The organism is Asticcacaulis sp. MM231, from assembly GCF_964186625.1.
Lineage (GTDB): Bacteria > Pseudomonadota > Alphaproteobacteria > Caulobacterales > Caulobacteraceae > Asticcacaulis.
Window position 1 is genome coordinate 1,997,252 of sequence record NZ_OZ075108.1, and the last position, 15,375, is coordinate 2,012,626.

At 59.4% G+C, this 15,375-nt stretch carries 19 protein-coding genes and 1 tRNA gene; 5 read left to right on the forward strand and 15 right to left on the reverse strand.

The window, feature by feature from the left end; genetic code table 11:
• Positions 1 to 225: 225 nt before the first annotated feature.
• The 8 genes from ABQ278_RS09785 to rplM form a co-directional block, all read right to left on the reverse strand.
• A complete protein-coding gene (locus tag ABQ278_RS09785; protein WP_349319435.1) occupies positions 226 to 927 on the reverse strand; it encodes an ABC transporter ATP-binding protein in 702 nt (233 codons plus the stop codon).
• A 7-nt stretch (positions 928 to 934) separates the two neighbouring features.
• Entirely contained in the window at positions 935 to 2,221 is a 1,287-nt protein-coding gene (locus tag ABQ278_RS09790) for a lipoprotein-releasing ABC transporter permease subunit (protein ID WP_349319436.1), read from the reverse strand.
• 5 nt (positions 2,222 to 2,226) lie between these two features.
• Complete coding sequence (gene proS, locus ABQ278_RS09795) at positions 2,227 to 3,540, reverse strand: proline--tRNA ligase (protein ID WP_349319437.1); 1,314 nt, start codon at positions 3,538 to 3,540, stop codon at positions 2,227 to 2,229.
• A 168-nt stretch (positions 3,541 to 3,708) separates the two neighbouring features.
• Positions 3,709 to 3,963, reverse strand: coding sequence for a DUF1467 family protein (locus ABQ278_RS09800; RefSeq protein ID WP_018080234.1), 255 nt, complete (start codon positions 3,961 to 3,963; stop codon positions 3,709 to 3,711).
• Positions 3,960 to 4,190 (reverse strand): hypothetical protein, encoded by a 231-nt coding sequence (locus tag ABQ278_RS09805; RefSeq protein ID WP_349319438.1) that lies wholly within the window; start codon positions 4,188 to 4,190, stop codon positions 3,960 to 3,962. The genes ABQ278_RS09800 and ABQ278_RS09805 overlap by 4 nt, the downstream gene beginning before the upstream one ends.
• Before the next feature lie 29 nt (positions 4,191 to 4,219).
• Positions 4,220 to 5,164, reverse strand: a complete 945-nt coding sequence (gene argC / locus ABQ278_RS09810) for an N-acetyl-gamma-glutamyl-phosphate reductase (RefSeq protein ID WP_349319439.1) — start codon at positions 5,162 to 5,164, stop codon at positions 4,220 to 4,222.
• Positions 5,165 to 5,359: 195 nt separating this feature from the next.
• Positions 5,360 to 5,848, reverse strand: coding sequence for a 30S ribosomal protein S9 (rpsI, locus tag ABQ278_RS09815; RefSeq protein WP_018080237.1), 489 nt, complete (start codon positions 5,846 to 5,848; stop codon positions 5,360 to 5,362).
• A gap of 2 nt (positions 5,849 to 5,850) precedes the next feature.
• The gene (rplM, locus tag ABQ278_RS09820) at positions 5,851 to 6,324 is read right to left on the reverse strand and encodes a 50S ribosomal protein L13 (protein ID WP_349319440.1); all 474 of its coding nucleotides are present in this window, start codon (positions 6,322 to 6,324) and stop codon (positions 5,851 to 5,853) included.
• Between the two features lie 226 nt (positions 6,325 to 6,550).
• Between rplM and ABQ278_RS09825 the strand changes: the two genes are divergently transcribed.
• A complete protein-coding gene (locus ABQ278_RS09825) occupies positions 6,551 to 7,990 on the forward strand; it encodes an alkaline phosphatase PhoX (protein ID WP_349319441.1) in 1,440 nt (479 codons plus the stop codon).
• A 44-nt stretch (positions 7,991 to 8,034) separates the two neighbouring features.
• Here ABQ278_RS09825 and ABQ278_RS09830 read toward each other — a convergent pair whose 3' ends face one another.
• Positions 8,035 to 9,084, reverse strand: coding sequence for a COX15/CtaA family protein (locus ABQ278_RS09830; protein WP_349319442.1), 1,050 nt, complete (start codon positions 9,082 to 9,084; stop codon positions 8,035 to 8,037).
• A 199-nt stretch (positions 9,085 to 9,283) separates the two neighbouring features.
• Here ABQ278_RS09830 and ABQ278_RS09835 point away from each other — a divergent pair, with 199 nt between their 5' ends.
• The 4 genes from ABQ278_RS09835 to ABQ278_RS09850 are packed head-to-tail and all read left to right on the forward strand — an operon-like array spanning position 9,284 to position 10,774.
• Positions 9,284 to 9,541: a hypothetical protein gene (locus ABQ278_RS09835; RefSeq protein WP_018080241.1), complete on the forward strand. Its 258-nt coding sequence runs from the start codon at positions 9,284 to 9,286 to the stop codon at positions 9,539 to 9,541.
• Entirely contained in the window at positions 9,542 to 9,778 is a 237-nt protein-coding gene (locus ABQ278_RS09840; protein WP_349319443.1) for a DUF2842 domain-containing protein, read from the forward strand. It abuts the gene before it with no gap.
• Positions 9,775 to 10,380 (forward strand): TMEM175 family protein, encoded by a 606-nt coding sequence (locus ABQ278_RS09845; protein ID WP_349319444.1) that lies wholly within the window; start codon positions 9,775 to 9,777, stop codon positions 10,378 to 10,380. Before ABQ278_RS09840 ends, ABQ278_RS09845 begins: the two co-directional genes overlap by 4 nt.
• Positions 10,381 to 10,414: 34 nt before the next feature.
• Positions 10,415 to 10,774, forward strand: a complete 360-nt coding sequence (locus ABQ278_RS09850) for a hypothetical protein (protein ID WP_349319445.1) — start codon at positions 10,415 to 10,417, stop codon at positions 10,772 to 10,774.
• Here ABQ278_RS09850 and ABQ278_RS09855 read toward each other — a convergent pair.
• The 6 genes from ABQ278_RS09855 to plsX form a co-directional block, all read right to left on the reverse strand.
• Positions 10,679 to 11,578, reverse strand: coding sequence for a hypothetical protein (locus tag ABQ278_RS09855; protein WP_349319446.1), 900 nt, complete (start codon positions 11,576 to 11,578; stop codon positions 10,679 to 10,681). The two genes, ABQ278_RS09850 and ABQ278_RS09855, sit on opposite strands and share 96 nt — an antisense overlap.
• A gap of 341 nt (positions 11,579 to 11,919) precedes the next feature.
• Positions 11,920 to 11,996, reverse strand: a tRNA-Pro gene (locus ABQ278_RS09860).
• Between the two features lie 106 nt (positions 11,997 to 12,102).
• Complete coding sequence (locus tag ABQ278_RS09865) at positions 12,103 to 12,615, reverse strand: MerR family transcriptional regulator (protein ID WP_349319447.1); 513 nt, start codon at positions 12,613 to 12,615, stop codon at positions 12,103 to 12,105.
• A 15-nt stretch (positions 12,616 to 12,630) separates the two neighbouring features.
• Positions 12,631 to 12,933, reverse strand: a complete 303-nt coding sequence (locus tag ABQ278_RS09870; RefSeq protein WP_018080247.1) for an integration host factor subunit alpha — start codon at positions 12,931 to 12,933, stop codon at positions 12,631 to 12,633.
• Positions 12,934 to 13,196: 263 nt separating this feature from the next.
• The gene (locus tag ABQ278_RS09875; protein ID WP_349319448.1) at positions 13,197 to 14,177 is read right to left on the reverse strand and encodes a beta-ketoacyl-ACP synthase III; all 981 of its coding nucleotides are present in this window, start codon (positions 14,175 to 14,177) and stop codon (positions 13,197 to 13,199) included.
• 3 nt (positions 14,178 to 14,180) lie between these two features.
• Positions 14,181 to 15,272 carry a phosphate acyltransferase PlsX gene (gene plsX / locus ABQ278_RS09880; protein ID WP_349322138.1) on the reverse strand — a complete coding sequence of 364 codons (1,092 nt, stop codon included), beginning with the start codon at positions 15,270 to 15,272 and terminating at the stop codon, positions 14,181 to 14,183.
• Positions 15,273 to 15,375 lie beyond the last annotated feature (103 nt).

The following is a 15,375-nucleotide window of genomic DNA, read 5'->3' on the forward strand; positions in this document are numbered from 1 at the left end:
TGGCATAGAACGAAGACAAAACCCGTTACGGCGACAAATGACAACATGTTATGCAGGGCGCTGACCATTTTTCCACAATCCTATCTTGATGTCCCTTCCGGGACCGCTTGTTTCTCTTATGTTCTCAATTCTTGCTTTGTTCTATATTCGCCTTTTGTTCCACGCGCAAGCCAGATTCTGTTCTCCTATGAGAACAAAATGACAAGCTGTTGATAAGACAGTGAATTAAACGGTAGCGTGAACGTCCAGAGGCACAAGCACGCCATCTACCAGCTTGACCACGCGGTCCATATGCCGGGCCAGTTCGAGGTTATGGGTGGCGATCAGCGCCCCTACCCCTTGCGCCTTGACGATGGTTTTCAGCGCGCCAAACACCTGCGTCGAGGTTTCCGGATCCAGGTTGCCGGTCGGTTCATCGGCCAGCAACAGGCGCGGCTTATTGGCCAGGGCGCGCGCAATGGCGACGCGCTGCTGTTCGCCACCCGAAAGTTGCGCCGGCTGGTGATCGAGACGTTCGCCCAGTCCCAGCGCGGTCAACAATTCCCGGGCGCGCGCCTCGGCTTCTTTGCGCGGACGACCGAGAATACGCAACGGCACAGCCACATTGCCAACCGCCGTATATTCCGGCAGCAGGTGATGGAACTGATAGACGAAGCCGATCTTTTTCAGACGCGCCGCCGTGCGCTGACGGTCATTGGCACCGGCGAAATCCTCGCCATCGATGATCAGGCGTGTGTTCGGCGCGGCTTCCAGCAGCCCGACCGCGTGGAGCAAAGACGACTTGCCGGAGCCGGATGGCCCGACCAGACCAACCAGTTCTCCCGGTTGCACCTCAAGGTCAACGCCCTTGAGCACGGCCAGTTTGCGACCATCACCGATGGTATAATCGCGGTGCAGCCCCTTGAGGCTGAGGGGCAAATTACTCATAGCGCCATTATTCATAACGGAGCGCCTCCACGGGTTCGAGCTTGGAGGCCCACAAGGCCGGGAAGAAGGTCGAGAGACAGGCCGCCAGGAAGGAGGCGATCACCACGAAAGCGACCTCGGTCGGCTCCATCTTGGCCGGCACGGCATCGAGATAATAGACGCTCGGATCGAACAGCTTGGTGTGGAACACCCACTCCAGGAAATGCTGGATGTCCCCGATAAAGGTGCAGAACAGCACGCCGAGCAACAGGCCGCAGGCGGTGCCGGCCGCGCCGATGGTGGTGCCGGCGATGAAGAAGATGCGCAGGATGGAGGAACGATCCGCCCCCATGGTGCGCAGGATAGCGACGTCGCGCGTCTTGTTTTTCACCAGCATGACGATGCCCGAAATGATGTTGAGCATAGCGATGATGACGATGAAGAACAGAATGAAGCGCATAGCCGTGCGCTCGATCTTGAGCGCGCTCCATAGCGAGGCATTGATCTCTTTCCAGGTGTAGACAACTGCGCCCGGACCGGCGGCAGCGGCGACGCCATCGTGGTATTTTTCAATGTCGAAAGGCTTCTTCACCTTGAGTTCGATCACGTCCCATTCGTCTTCACGATCGAAGAAAAGCTGGGCCTGCGTGATCGGCATAAAGATAAAATTCTTGTCGATATCGCTGACACCGCTGCTGAAAATACCGCCGACCGTATAGGCCTTACGGCGCGGTGCGGCGCCAAAGGCGGTCGAGCCGCCCGGCGTCATCAGGGTGATTTCATCGCCGGCGTTGATGCCGAGATTTTGCGCCAGATCGTCACCGACCAGCACATTATCGCCGCCATATTCGCCGACACCAAAGCTATCCAGTGAACCGCCCTTCTGAATGTGGTCGGCGACAATCTTCGTGCCTTTGAGAACATCCGGCGCCACACCGCGCATGATAGTGGCCTGGGTTTCACCGTGCGTACTTTGCACCAGTCCGTATTGATCGATATGCGGGCTGACCTCGGTAACGCCCGGCACCGCCCGCAGGCGCTTCAGGGTTTCGTCACGATGCGCAAAATCATTGAGCGGGGCACCGGAGACATATTCATGCCCCCCGAAAGCCAGCAGGCGCGATACCATCTCGTCGCGGAAACCGTTCATGACCGACAGCACGCTGATCAGCGCCGTCACCGCCAGCATGATCCCGACAAACGAGATGATGGCGATGACGGCGATACCGCCATCCTTGCGCTTGGTACGCAGATACTTCATGGCGAGGTCAAACTCCCAGGCCTTGAAACGGAACAGCGACAGCACAGCCCCCATGGGTTTTAAGCTTTCGTCAGTTGGGTCAGAACATCGTCAAAGGCGGCGGTGTGGCGTTCGCCGGTGGCGCGGTGCTTGATCTCGACATTGCCATCGGCAAGGCCCTTGGGCCCGATGATCAGTTGCACAGGAATACCGATCAGGTCCATGGCGGCGAACTTGGCGCCGGCGCGTTCGTCGGTGTCATGATAGAGCACATCACGGCCGGCGGCTGTCAGGGCCTTGTAGGCCTTTTCGCAAGCGGCGTCGCAGGCCTCATCGCCCTGGCGCAGGTTGACGATGGCCACATCGAACGGTGCGACGCTTTCCGGCCAGATGATGCCGGCTTCGTCATGCGAGGCCTCGATGATGGCGCCCAGCAGACGCGAAACACCGACGCCGTAAGAGCCCATATGAACGGTGATCTCGCCATCGGGGCCATTGACCACAGCCTTCATCGGCTTGGAATATTTCTCACCGAAATAGAAGATGTGCCCGACCTCGATACCGCGCGCCGAAAGCTGCTTGTCGGCCGGAACCTGAGCGAAGGCCGCCTCATCGTGCATTTCTTCGGTGGCGGCGTAGAGCGAGGTGCGCGCTTCAAACACGCCTTCGAGATTGTCCCAGTCCACATCGGGACCGGGCGCCGGCATATCCACCAGATCCTTGTGGCAGAAGACGGCGCTTTCGCCTGTATCGGCCAAAATGATGAATTCGTGGCTGAGATCGCCGCCGATCGGGCCGGTGTCGGCACGCATCGGCACGGCCTTCAGGCCCATGCGCGAAAACAGGTTGAGATAGGCCGCGAACATGCGGTTGTAGGACTTGCGCGCCGCCGCCTCATCAACGTCGAACGAATAGGCGTCCTTCATGAGGAATTCGCGGCCGCGCATCACGCCGAAACGCGGACGCTGTTCGTCGCGGAATTTCCACTGGATATGGAACAGGTTGAGCGGCAGATCCTTGTAGGAACGCACCGTGCCGCGGAAGATTTCCGTGACCATTTCCTCATTGGTCGGGCCGTAGAGCATCTCGCGCTCGTGGCGGTCCTTGATGCGCAGCATTTCCTGACCGTAGTCTTCGTAGCGGCCGGATTCACGCCACAGGTCGGCCAGTTGCAGGGTCGGCATCAACAGTTGAATCGCCCCTGCCCGCACCATTTCCTCTTCGACGATCTTTTCGATCTTCTTCAGCACCCTGAGGCCAAGCGGCAACCACGCATAGATGCCGGCAGCCTCCTGACGGATCATGCCGGTGCGCAGCATCAGGCGGTGCGAGACGATCTGGGCCTCAGCGGGGTTTTCTTTGAGAAGGGGCAGGAAAAAGCGCGACAGGCGCATGAGGAGAATCCGTTATTATTGAGCGAAGTGGCGCGAACAGTAGAACCTCATGCCTAAAAGTGGAAGGCACTTTTTGGATAGACATGAGGTGGACAGAAAAGAATGTAACGCCTTATGCGTGAAGCGTTTTGCGCAGGCATTGCGGCGATTTTTGGATCAGGGGCAAAACTAACCGGGAATTTCCGGCAGCGGGATATGAATCACGTACATCAGCAGCAGGACGATGACCCACACGACCAGCGCCACCAGGCTGTTGATCCGCACCTTTTTCCCCAGATTGTGGGTGATCGGCGCACCGGTATCATGGCCTTTGATGGTTTCGCCGCCGTCTTCGGTGGGGGTGCGGTTCCACAACGGCAGGATGGCGAAGAAGGTCACCCACCAGATCATGATATAGATGGCGGCCCAGGTAATCGGGTTCATTGGGTATCCTTAAGCGCTGCCTTGGCGGCTTCACGGCGGCGACGGGCGATGACGGCGATAAAGACCGGCAGCAGATAGGTCGGCAGCAAGGCCATCCATGGGAAATGATGTTTGCCGGTATCAAGCGCGGCACCTTCCTGCTGGATCGACAGATAGACCATCAATCCGGTGATGATAAGCGCCAGTCCAATGGCAAGGCTCGCCAGAATCCGAAACTGCTTTTCCATATCGTCTCCGCCGCTGGCTGCCCTGCGGTTCAGATCAGACCAAGGCTTTCTTCCACACCTAATACCAGATTGAGGTTTTGTACAGCGGCGCCGGACGCCCCCTTGCCGAGGTTATCGAACACCGCCACCAGATTGGCCGTGTCCTGATCCGGATTACCGAACACATGGATGAGAAGCTGGTTGGTGTTGGCCAGCATGGCGCCATGCACCGCACCGGCCTCTTCGCTTTCTTCCGCGCTCGCCACGCGCACGAACTGTTCGCCGAGATAGTGCGCCGTCAACAGGTTGCGGATCGCATCGATATCCGGCTCATCCGGCAGCGCCCACAGGTGCAGCGGCACCTGAACGATCAGGCCTTGCGGGAAATTAGCGACGATCGGCGTGAAGATCGGCGGTGACTCCAGACCGGAATATAGCGTCATTTCCGGCAGGTGCTTGTGCGCCAGACCGGTGGCGTAAAGCCGCTCATGGCCTTTACCGTGATCTTGCGCGCCCTCGAATTCGGCAATCATGGATTTGCCGCCGCCGCTATAGCCGGTAAGGGATGTGGCGGTGATCGGGAAGAAGGACGGAATGATGCCGGCTTCGACCAGCGGATTCGTCAGGGCGATGAAACCCGTGGCGTGACAGCCGGGATTGCTGATGCGCTTGGAGGCAGCTATCTCGGCACGTTGGCCGTCGTTCAGTTCGGGGAAGCCATAGGTCCAGGCCGCGTCCGTGCGGAAAGCCGTCGAGGCGTCGATGACGCGCACATCCGGATTGTCAATCATGGACACGGCTTCAATCGCGGCCTCATCGGGCAGACACAGGATCACGGCGTCGGCGCTGTTGAGCGCCTCCTTGCGGGCACCGGCGTCCTTGCGCTTATCGTCGCTGAGGCGGATCAGTTCGATGTCGGAACGCTTCTCCAGCCGCTCACGGATTTGCAGACCCGTGGTGCCGGCCTCGCCGTCGATAAACACTTTATGAGACATAGGACGCTCCTGAAAAGGACGAAAGAACGAAAGCAAGATACCCCACCACCACGCTTTTCAGGCGCGGTCCCCCTCCCCGGCATAGCCAGGGAGGTACAGGCAGGCGTCGTGGGGTGTCTTACTTTGAAAACAGACAAAGAAAAAGCGCTTCGGTTGCCCGAAGCGCTTTTCCGCATGAGTTTGTGGCTCGTGCGATTAACGCTTCGAGAACTGGAAGCTCTTACGTGCCTTGGCACGGCCGTACTTCTTACGCTCGACGACGCGCGAGTCACGGGTCAGGAAGCCAGCAGCCTTCAGAGTGCCGCGCAGAGCGGGCTCATAATAGGTCAGGGCCTTCGACAGGGCGTGACGGATGGCGCCGGCCTGGCCGGAAAGGCCCGAACCGACGACGGTCACGAAGATGTCGAACTGCGTGGCGCGGTCCGTCAGGTTGAGCGGCTGAGCGATCATCATGCGCAGAACCGGACGCGCGAAATACACTTCCTGTTCGCGGTCATTGATGATCCACTTGCCGGAACCCGGCTTGATCCAGACGCGGGCGATGGCGTTCTTGCGCTTGCCGGTGGCATAGGCGCGGCCGTACTTGTCGAGGATCTGGACGCGGGCGGCAGGCGCCTCGACCGGGTTCGACGACAGCGAAGCGAGGGCTTCAAGGCCTTGGGCGGGAGCTTGGATGTCGGACATGATTAGGCTCTCCGGGCGTTCTTGGCGTTCAGCGACTTGAAGTCAACGACTTCCGGCTGCTGCGCTTCGTGAGGATGGGCGGCACCGGCGTAGATACGCAGGTTGGTCATCTGACCACGGGCCAGCGGGCTTTCCTTCGGCATCATGCGCTCGACGGCTTTCGTCAGCACGCGCTCAGGATACTTGCCGTTCAGCAGTTGGCCGAGCGTGCGTTGCTTGACGCCGCCGGGGTGACCGGTGTGCCAGTAGAAGATCTCGTTTTCTTTTTTGCCGGTCAGGTGAACCTTCTCAGCATTGATAACGATGATGTAGTCGCCGGAATCGGTGTGCGGCGTATAGGTAGGCAGGTGCTTGCCGCGAAGACGCATGGCGATGTACGAGGCCAGACGGCCGAGTACGGCGTCCTCTGCGTCGATCACGATCCACTTCTTCTCGACATCCGCGGGCTTCAATGCCGCTGTCGTGGAGGTCAACATGATAAAATCCTTTTGTTTCCGCCCCAAGAGTTGGAACGGAGAAGAGGCGCGGTATTTACAGAAGGCGCCCCACCCTGTCAACGCATTATTTTCACAAAAATTGCCGACAGTACATTGTTTTTATTGAGCAAATTGACAAAGGTATTAAATTACCGCATCGAAATCCGTCATAAAAGCTATATAGTCGCGTGTCATGGACACGCCATAGCATATATAAGAGGTCAACATGCAGCTCTCCCGCCGGTTTTTGCTCAATGGCGCGCTCGCCAGTACCGTCGCCACCTCGGTCGCCTTCGCCGGCCTTGGCCAGCGCGCCAATGGCGCCGTACGCGTCGAGCCTTCGGCCGATCCGGGCTATCTCAGCGAGATCGAGGGCTATGGCGCGCTGCAGCCCGATCCGAAAGGCTTTATCGAACTGCCGGCCGGCTTCTCCTACACCACCTTCTCGACCGCTGGCGATGTGATGGATGACGGCTTCCACGTCCCTGCCCTGCATGACGGCATGGCCGCCTTCCCGCACCTGTCGCCGGACAAGGTCGTCCTCGTGCGCAACCACGAGATCAAGCACACGGTGCTCGGCGTTGGGCCGCTGGGTGACAAGTATCAACTGATCGACAAGATCGACCGTTCGCGTCTGTATGACCACGCCAGCGACGGCACCCCGCTCAGCGGCGGCACAACGACGCTGATCTACGATCTGAAGAACCAGCGTCTGGAGAGCCACTATCTGTCGCTCACCGGCACCTCGACCAACTGCGCCGGCGGCGCCACCCCTTGGGGCTCATGGCTGAGTTGCGAGGAAACGACACAAGCCGCCGGCGATGGCGTCAAAAAGGACCACGGCTACATCTTCGAGGTGCCGTCTGGTTATAAAGGCCTCGCCGCACCCGTGCCGATCAAGACCATGGGCCGCTTCAACCACGAAGCCGTTTGCATCGATCCGCGCACCGGCATCGTCTATATGACCGAGGATATGTCGGACGGCGCCTTCTACCGTTACCTGCCCAACGACCTGCGCTACCTGCACAAGGGTGGCCGCCTGCAGGCGCTGGCCTTCCGCGATGTGCCGCGCGCCACCACCAGCAACAAGTATTCGCAACTGTGGAAGCCCGGCGATCGCTTCGCCACCGTCTGGATCGACCTCGTCGACGTTGAGAGCCCGGACAATTCTTTGCGCACCCAGGCCTATCTCAAGGGCGCGGCGCGCTTCTCACGCGGCGAAGGCATCCATTTCGGCAATAACGAAATGTTCTTTGCCTGCACCTCGGGCGGCGCCAAGGCCTATGGCCAGCTTATGCGTTATATCCCGAGCCCCTATGAAGGCACCGACCGCGAAAAGGACCAGCCCGGCCAGATCGAACTGTTCGTCGAATCCGGCGACCTGCGCGTGCTCGATTATGCCGACAACCTGACCACCTCGCCGTGGGGCCATCTCTATGTCTGCGAAGACCGCTATTCCGACATCCTGTTCAACCACCTGCGCATCGTCACGCCGGAAGGTAAGGTGACCACCTTCGCGCGCAATGTTGACGGCGGTCATTCGGAATGGGCCGGCGTCACCTTCTCGCCGGACGGCTCGACCCTGTTCGCCAATATTCAGGGCAATGGCGTCACCGTCGCCATCACAGGCCCCTGGAAGCAGTTTTCGGATCGGGCCATCGCTTAAGCCTTCATCCTCCCCTGCATCGCGGGGGAGGGTCATTTCATTAGCTACCGGAACGACCGGTCGGCGCGGAACACTTTCCACGTCAGCGCCACCGCCAGGATCAGCAGGATCACCGCCACCAACTGGTGCGACAGGGCAAAGCCAATCGACACCACGGTCACCAGGGTGGTGATGCCGAGCGCCGCCTGTATCCACACGCTCGTCGCCACCACGGCCGCCAGCGTCTTGAGATCATCGGCATTGCTCTTGCGCGAGATCACCAAAGCGAAGGCCGTGGCGAAGATCAGCAGGATATAGGCGTTTATACGGTGCGTGAACTGCACCAGTCCCTGATCGTGCAGGAAGCTGTAGCCAACACCCTTGGCCCAGTCGACCGGCGGGAAGATGTGGCCGTTCATCAGCGGCCAGTCGTTATAGATCAGGCCGGCATTATTACCCGCCACCAGGGCGCCGAGCATACATTGCAGGAAGACCAGTCCCAGCAGGACTCCGGTGGCGACTTTCCAGCCATCGGGCGCGCCGCGGCCACGCTTCTGGCCTTCCAGCGCTTCAAACCCGGTCCACACCGTACAACTCAGCAGCAAAAGCGCCAGGCTCAGATGCGTCATCAGGCGTTCGGGCGCCACCTCGACACGGCCGGACAGCCCGCTATAGACCATCCACCAACCGACGGCGCCCTGCACCACAATAAGCCCCAGCAAGGCCCCGCAGCGCCAGATCAGGCGCGCCGGAATTTCTCGCATCACCAGAAAAGCGACAAAACCGAGCAGATAAACCGCACCGACAAGCCGTGCCAGCAGGCGGTGCGCCCATTCCCACCAGTAGATGCCCTTGAATTCGGCCACCTGCATGTGCGGATTGATCTGGCTGAACTGGGGTATCTTCTTGTAGTTCTCGAACTCGGCCGCCCATGCCTGATCGTTCATCGGCGGGATGACGCCTGAGATCGGCTTCCACTCGGTAATCGATAGACCCAATTCGGTCAGGCGCGTGGCCCCGCCGACAAAGACCAGCGCCACGATCAGGAAAGCCGCTACAAATAACCACGTCGCCACCAGCGGCGACCTAAGGGGAAGTCGCACCTTACGCCTCATTCTATAGTCTCGTTTTTTAGAGTTCCGGCCGTCGCGCAAATCCTTGCCGTTACCGTCGATTGACTGTAACTAGAGGATCATCGACAGCTTCGCCCTTCAGTTCAATTTGCCCATACCGGGTGTACGAATTCAAGCGCTTTGCCGGATAAAAAAGGCCAAAGAAAGATGCTGGCCACAGAGAAGAAGGACGGGACTCGCCATGACGGCAGAGAATTATATCCTGGCGACACTGGCCGGCTTTCTGGTCGGATGGATCGCCAACGCCATGAGCAAAAGCCGTTTCAGCTTTCCGATCAATCTGTTCGTCGCCATTTTCGGCGCCATCCTGCTCAATTTTTTCGTCCAGACCTCCGAAAAACTCGACGATCACTTTTTCTCGATCCTGATGGTGTCGCTGGTCGGGAGCTCGGTGCTGCTCGGCTTTTTCCACCTCACCCGTATGCTTGAGCGCCGCTAGATGGAGCATGAACCGGTCAAGGGCCTGAGACTGCCGCAGCGCCGCCTGATCGCCTGCATCGGCATCGTCGTCTTTCTGGCCGTCTACGTGGTGATCGTCACCGCGATCGCCGGCTTCCTGCATGGCGGCAAGATCACCGCTTTGGTCTTTTTCGCCCTGGCCGGCACCCTGTGGGGCCTGCCGATCATTCCGCTGATCTCCTGGTCAGAAAACTACAAGAAAAAGAAGAAGAAATGAGCGATACGCCCGTCACCGCCAAAACCTTGCGCCCCCTGACCAAGACGCGCCTGGAAGCCTTCAGCGACGGCGTGCTCGCCATCATCATCACCATCATGGTGCTGGAACTGCATACACCCGAAGGCCACGACTGGGCAGCGCTGGCCGGCGTGCTCCACACCTTCCTGCTCTATGCCCTCAGCTTCATCTATATCGGCATCTACTGGAACAACCACCACCACCTGCTGCATACGGTCAGCAAGATCAGCGGCGGCGCCCTGTGGGCCAACTTGAATCTTCTGTTCTGGCTGTCGATTATCCCCCTCACCACAAGCTGGATGGGCGAGAGCGATTTCGCCACTATCCCCACCGCGACCTACGGCCTGTCCCTGCTCATGCCAAGCATCGCCTACTATATCCTTGTGCGCGTGCTGAAGGCCGTCAATGGCCGCGACAGCCTGATCTCGCAAGCGATCGGCAATGATATCAAGGGCCTGATCTCGACCGCGCTCTATATTGTCGGCATCGGCCTGACCTTCCTCAACAGCTTTGCCGGTATCGCCTGCTATGTGATGGTAGCGCTGATCTGGCTGATCCCCGATCGCCGCATCGAGCACGATTAATCCCCGCGCTCCGGACGCCATCTATGCTTTGGCCATGGAACAGACAGACATCACCGCGCGCCTGCACCGCCTCGCCACCGAGCTTCTCGACGCCTATGAGCGGATCGACGCCCCCTCGACCTATCTCGAAGCCGAACGCGCCGCCAGGGCCCTGATCGCCATCGGCAAGGCGGTCAGCGCGGCGTCCGGTGAGCCGGCGCCGCCGAAAGCCTCATCCAAAGAACCTGGCAAAGAACCTGCCAAAGCCCCCGCATGTGCGGAGGTCAAGACGGACACGCCACCCAAGGTGGTGGTTCCCTCACCGGCCCTGACGCTGGAACGTGCGGCCAAGGCGCTTATGAGGGGCGATCTGGAGACGTTCGAGGCGCTTATGCCGCAACCGCCGCCCGTTTAGTCGCCTCCGCCACCGCAGCCACTTCCGCAGCCCGAACTGCTGCATCCAGAGTCGCCGCCGCCAGAGTTCGTGACCTGAGTCGTGACCAGAGTGGTGATCTGAGGAATTGCTGGTGGAGCATCCGCTACCGCCGCAGCCGCTGCTATCGTTATTGTTGCGCTTGCCTTTCTCCTGCTTTTTGGCACTCGTTACGGCAAAGATGACGATACAAACCAACAAGAAGATGTAGAAGACAAGCCCGCCATCGAGTTTGAACGGCAGGTGCATCCCTTCCAGTTTGCACCCTGCCAGCAGCAGCGGCAGCCCGGCTGTGAGGCATAAAAAAACCTGCCGCTTGGGCAGGATGATGTGGGTGGATCTATCGACAGACTTGCGAGGGGGCGGACTGAACCGTGTCGCCGCATCGGGCCATAAGGCCGGTGGTGGTGGCCCGAACACCTCTTCATAAAGGCTCAGGGTGCGGCGGTAGCAAGTCAGGTAGGTGTCGGCTTCTACAGCCCCGCCCTTGGTCGGGCCGTGGTGGATCTTGCGGCCGAGGGTTTGCCCGCAAAAGCGATCCCAGTAGTCCCGCGTGTAGAGGAGGTGGAGGTGCCAAACGGCGTCGATCTCTTCCGAGGGCGTAAGCACCGTGCCGGATGTGCAGATCAGATAGATAAAACGTTTGTAGTCGGCGATGGCCGCAAGAGCGAAGCTATGGGACCAGTCATTATCCCGCGCCAGCCGGCGGCTAAAGGGTAACGCAGCGTCGGCTGCGTCGATCTCGTAGGCGTTTATGGCCTGCCAAAGGGCCGTGTCTGTTAGCATTCAGTCTCCTCTGTTTTGTTGGTCTTGATGATATAGTATCATTTGATCATGACGGTTCGGTGACAGGCCGATTAGGACTTAAAGGCGGGATGGTGTCGCTGCGCGACGAGTTTTCTGGGAGCGACAGGATAGATGCGCATCGTTTTAACGATGCTTACCCCTTCTGGGCGCCATTCGGCGTCCATCGCCCTTTCGGGTCGATTGACTTCGCTTCGCTCCGTCGCGTCTGCATGAGATGCTCCGCATCTCATTTGTCGTCGAACCTCTCACGGTTCGAAGCTTGTTGCGCAGACCTTAAATAAAAAAGACGCCCCCCGAAGGGGACGTCTTATTTATTTAAATGGTCGGAGCGACAGGATTCGAACCTGCGACCCCTTGACCCCCAGTCAAGTGCGCTACCAGGCTGCGCCACGCTCCGCCAAAACATAAGGAAAACAGCCAGTGTCGCCCTTAAGAGAGGCGGCTTATAGAGACGAAAATCGGCCCCCGCAATCCCCAAACGGCAGTTTTCCCAGAATTTTATCCTACCGTCTCGATGTCTTGCCGATATGACGGCCAAGCGAGGCCTGCGCCGCCTCCAAAGCCTTGGCGATGTTCAGAAAGCCGTCACGCATTTCGGTCGACATGGCCGGCGCCGGCACATTCGCGGCATTGCCCCAGTCAAATACCGGCTGCGCCACCCCGGCAGCATCCTCGGCCGCGATCTCATAGCGCGACACAAGACCCTGCTCGGTTTCGATCACTTCGGAATCGCCGCCCGTATAGACGCCGCCGGAAGGATTGAGAATCGCCTTCTGGCCCTCGTCCTTGAACAGCTTCTGCACGCCGCGGATGGTGTAGCCGCGATCATAGAGCAGCGTTTTCACGCCCTGCAGTAGATCCACATCCTGCGGACGGTAAAAACGACGGCCACCGGCGCGCTTGGTCGGACGGATGAAGGTGAACTTGGTTTCCCAGAAGCGCAGCACATGCTGAGGCACGCCCAAAGAGTTGGCGGTCTCGGAAATGGTCCGTAAGGCTAAGGGCCCTTTGTTCACCTGCACGCTACCTTGTTACTCGTGGGTGCCGGCGTCAACGCGCGCCTTGACGATCTGCGAGGCACGGAAGGAGATGACCTTGCGCGGATCAATGGCGGCCGGCTTGCCGGTCTTGGGGTTGCGGCCTACACGGGCGTTTTTCTCACGGACCTGGAAGACGCCGAAGCCGGACAGCTTGACCGTGTCGCCGCGCTCCAGCGCTTCGACCACCAGATCGAGCGTGCGTTCGACGATGGCGGCGCATTCCTGACGTGGCAAGCCGAGTTCGTTATGCACATCTTCAAACAGTTCAGCCCGCGTCAAGGTTTGCGATTTCATGTGTCTAAGCCCCGTAGCTTGAAGGATTATAACCCGTACAAGCGCATACAATGACGCAAATTCTCGTTTGCGTCAAAGGGTTATAGATAACTTCGGACAAAAAACGTCAGACAGGGGAATTGATGGAAGAAAGATAAGGGAGACACCCTCAGATTAAACAGATTACGCAGATTTTTCAGACTGTTAAGGTCAGCAAAGCGCGACTTGTTCGATCGGGCGCAAATCGCCCCTTAATCTGTACGATCTGTGGGCAAACGATCTTCCTACAGACGAATGGCCGCCGCGCCCCAGGTCAGACCACCGCCCAGCGCTTCGATCAGCACCAGATCGCCCGGCTTGACGCGACCGTCCTGCACCGCAGTATACCAGGCCAGCGGGATCGAGGCCGCCGATGTATTGGCGTGCTGCGCCACCGTCGAGACCACCTTCGCCTCATCGAGGCCGAGACGCTCAGCCACGCCTTTGAGGATGCGCTGATTGGCCTGATGCGGAATGAACCAGTCGATATCGGCAATCGACAGATTGGATTTTTCTACAGCCGCTTCAACGGCTTGCGATATCTTCTGCACCGCCTGCTTGAAGACCTGATTGCCCTGCATGCAAATCTTGCCGATGCGGTTTTCAGCCTCGAACGTGCCGCCATCGACATAAAGAAGATCGACCTTGGAGCCATCGCAGCGCAGATCGAAGCCCAGAATGCCCTTGTCGGTGTTGTCGCCCTTGCCTTCTACCGGCTCGACCAGCACCGCGCCGGCACCGTCGCCGAACAGGATGCAGGTGCCGCGGTCGGAATAGTCAAGAAGCTGGCTCATGGCCTCGGCACCGATGACCAGCACGCATTTCGACAGGCCGCGCGCCACGAAACCATCGGCGACGCTGAGGGCATAGACGAAGCCCGAACAGACCGCCTGAACATCGAAGGCCGGACAGGTCGGGGCCCCAAGCTTGTGCTGGACAATGGAGGCCGTGGAGGGAAACGGCATGTCGGGCGTGGTGGTGGCCACGATGATCAGGTCAACGTCGCTTACGTCCCTGCCCGCCGCCGCCAGAGCGACCTTCGCCGCTTCGACCGCCATGTCCGACGTCTTCATGCCGGGATCAACCTTGTGGCGCTGACGAATACCCGTCCGCTCGACGATCCAGGCATCCGATGTATCGACTGTCCTGGTGAAATCTTCGTTGGTGACCACTTGTTCGGGCAGGAAGCCGCCAACGCCGGTGACCGCCGATCTTAACACACGCATGTCCTAGTTTACCTTGTTACCCGCGACTTCCAGATGACCGGCAAGCGGCAAGTCTTTTATAGTTGTATCCGATGATGTTGCGGCAAGAGACAAAGCCTCCTGCTCGGCCAGGCTCTGCGAGAACTGTGCCAGAGACAAGGTGATATCGCGCTCATAACCGCTGGCGGCCAGAGAGACACCCACACGGATGGCGTTCGAGAAGGCGCGCGCATCGGCACCGCCATGGCTCTTGATGACGATGCCGCGTAAACCCAGTAGCGGACCACCGTTGCCTGTGCCGGGATCGATGCGCTTGGCCATGGCCTTGAGCGCCGGCGCCGCCAGAAGCGCACCCAGCATGGCTAGCGGCGACGATTTGAAGGCATCCTTCAGCAGATCCTTGATGAAACGCGCTGCGCCCTCGGCGGTTTTCAGCGCTACATTGCCGGTGAAGCCATCGGTGACGACCACATCGACCGTGCCTTCGCACAGGTCGGTGCCCTCGACAAAGCCATGATAATTCAGGCCCAGGACATTTTCACGCAGCATCTTGTGGGCTTCTCGGACCTCTTCGTGGCCCTTGACGTCTTCCGAGCCGACATTGAGCAGGCCGATCGACGGCTTTTCAACGCCGCGCACGGCGCGATGGAAGGCCGCGCCCATCAGGGCGAATTCGATCAGCTGGTGCGCATCAGAGGTCACATTGGCGCCGACATCGAGCACCGTGCCGAAGCCCTTTTTATTGGGCCACGAACAACCGATGGCCGGACGCTCCAGATCGTCGGTCAGCATTTTGAGGATCATCTTCGACAGCGCCATCAGCGCGCCGGTATTACCGGCCGAAATGACCGCCTTCGCCTCGCCCGATTTGACGGCGTGAATGGCGTTGGCAAGGCTGGTGTTGCGACGGCGAATGGCCTGGGCCGGCTTTTCGTCCATGGCCACGGCCTGATCGGTGTGAATCACGACCGAACGCGCCTTGAGCCTGGGCAGACGCGCCAATTCGGCATTGATTCGGGCTTCGTCGCCGTGAAGCTGGAAAAACAGGTCGGCGCGCTCATCGAGCAGGAGCGCGGCGCCGCATACGGTCACGGCCGGACCGTGGTCACCGCCCATTGCGTCAATGGCAATAACCAGTGCGTTTTCAGGCGCTCGTGGCAGGAGTTGAGGTTCTGTAGGTGTCGACACGGACTTTAATCTGACCTCACTGGGCTTCGTT

What these genes read in the sequence shown, in the direction of transcription:
- ABQ278_RS09785 (WP_349319435.1), bottom strand. Translation starts at nt 927, where the DNA reads ATGAGTAATTTGCCCCTCAGCCTCAAGGGGCTGCACCGCGATTATACC.
- ABQ278_RS09790 (WP_349319436.1), bottom strand. Translation starts at nt 2,221, where the DNA reads ATGGGGGCTGTGCTGTCGCTGTTCCGTTTCAAGGCCTGGGAGTTTGAC.
- proS (WP_349319437.1), bottom strand. Translation starts at nt 3,540, where the DNA reads ATGCGCCTGTCGCGCTTTTTCCTGCCCCTTCTCAAAGAAAACCCCGCT.
- ABQ278_RS09800 (WP_018080234.1), bottom strand. Translation starts at nt 3,963, where the DNA reads ATGAACCCGATTACCTGGGCCGCCATCTATATCATGATCTGGTGGGTG.
- ABQ278_RS09805 (WP_349319438.1), bottom strand. Translation starts at nt 4,190, where the DNA reads ATGGAAAAGCAGTTTCGGATTCTGGCGAGCCTTGCCATTGGACTGGCG.
- argC (WP_349319439.1), bottom strand. Translation starts at nt 5,164, where the DNA reads ATGTCTCATAAAGTGTTTATCGACGGCGAGGCCGGCACCACGGGTCTG.
- rpsI (WP_018080237.1), bottom strand. Translation starts at nt 5,848, where the DNA reads ATGTCCGACATCCAAGCTCCCGCCCAAGGCCTTGAAGCCCTCGCTTCG.
- rplM (WP_349319440.1), bottom strand. Translation starts at nt 6,324, where the DNA reads ATGTTGACCTCCACGACAGCGGCATTGAAGCCCGCGGATGTCGAGAAG.
- ABQ278_RS09825 (WP_349319441.1), top strand. Translation starts at nt 6,551, where the DNA reads ATGCAGCTCTCCCGCCGGTTTTTGCTCAATGGCGCGCTCGCCAGTACC.
- ABQ278_RS09830 (WP_349319442.1), bottom strand. Translation starts at nt 9,084, where the DNA reads ATGAGGCGTAAGGTGCGACTTCCCCTTAGGTCGCCGCTGGTGGCGACG.
- ABQ278_RS09835 (WP_018080241.1), top strand. Translation starts at nt 9,284, where the DNA reads ATGACGGCAGAGAATTATATCCTGGCGACACTGGCCGGCTTTCTGGTC.
- ABQ278_RS09840 (WP_349319443.1), top strand. Translation starts at nt 9,542, where the DNA reads ATGGAGCATGAACCGGTCAAGGGCCTGAGACTGCCGCAGCGCCGCCTG.
- ABQ278_RS09845 (WP_349319444.1), top strand. Translation starts at nt 9,775, where the DNA reads ATGAGCGATACGCCCGTCACCGCCAAAACCTTGCGCCCCCTGACCAAG.
- ABQ278_RS09850 (WP_349319445.1), top strand. Translation starts at nt 10,415, where the DNA reads ATGGAACAGACAGACATCACCGCGCGCCTGCACCGCCTCGCCACCGAG.
- ABQ278_RS09855 (WP_349319446.1), bottom strand. Translation starts at nt 11,578, where the DNA reads ATGCTAACAGACACGGCCCTTTGGCAGGCCATAAACGCCTACGAGATC.
- ABQ278_RS09870 (WP_018080247.1), bottom strand. Translation starts at nt 12,933, where the DNA reads ATGAAATCGCAAACCTTGACGCGGGCTGAACTGTTTGAAGATGTGCAT.
- ABQ278_RS09875 (WP_349319448.1), bottom strand. Translation starts at nt 14,177, where the DNA reads ATGCGTGTGTTAAGATCGGCGGTCACCGGCGTTGGCGGCTTCCTGCCC.
- plsX (WP_349322138.1), bottom strand. Translation starts at nt 15,272, where the DNA reads ATGGGCGGTGACCACGGTCCGGCCGTGACCGTATGCGGCGCCGCGCTC.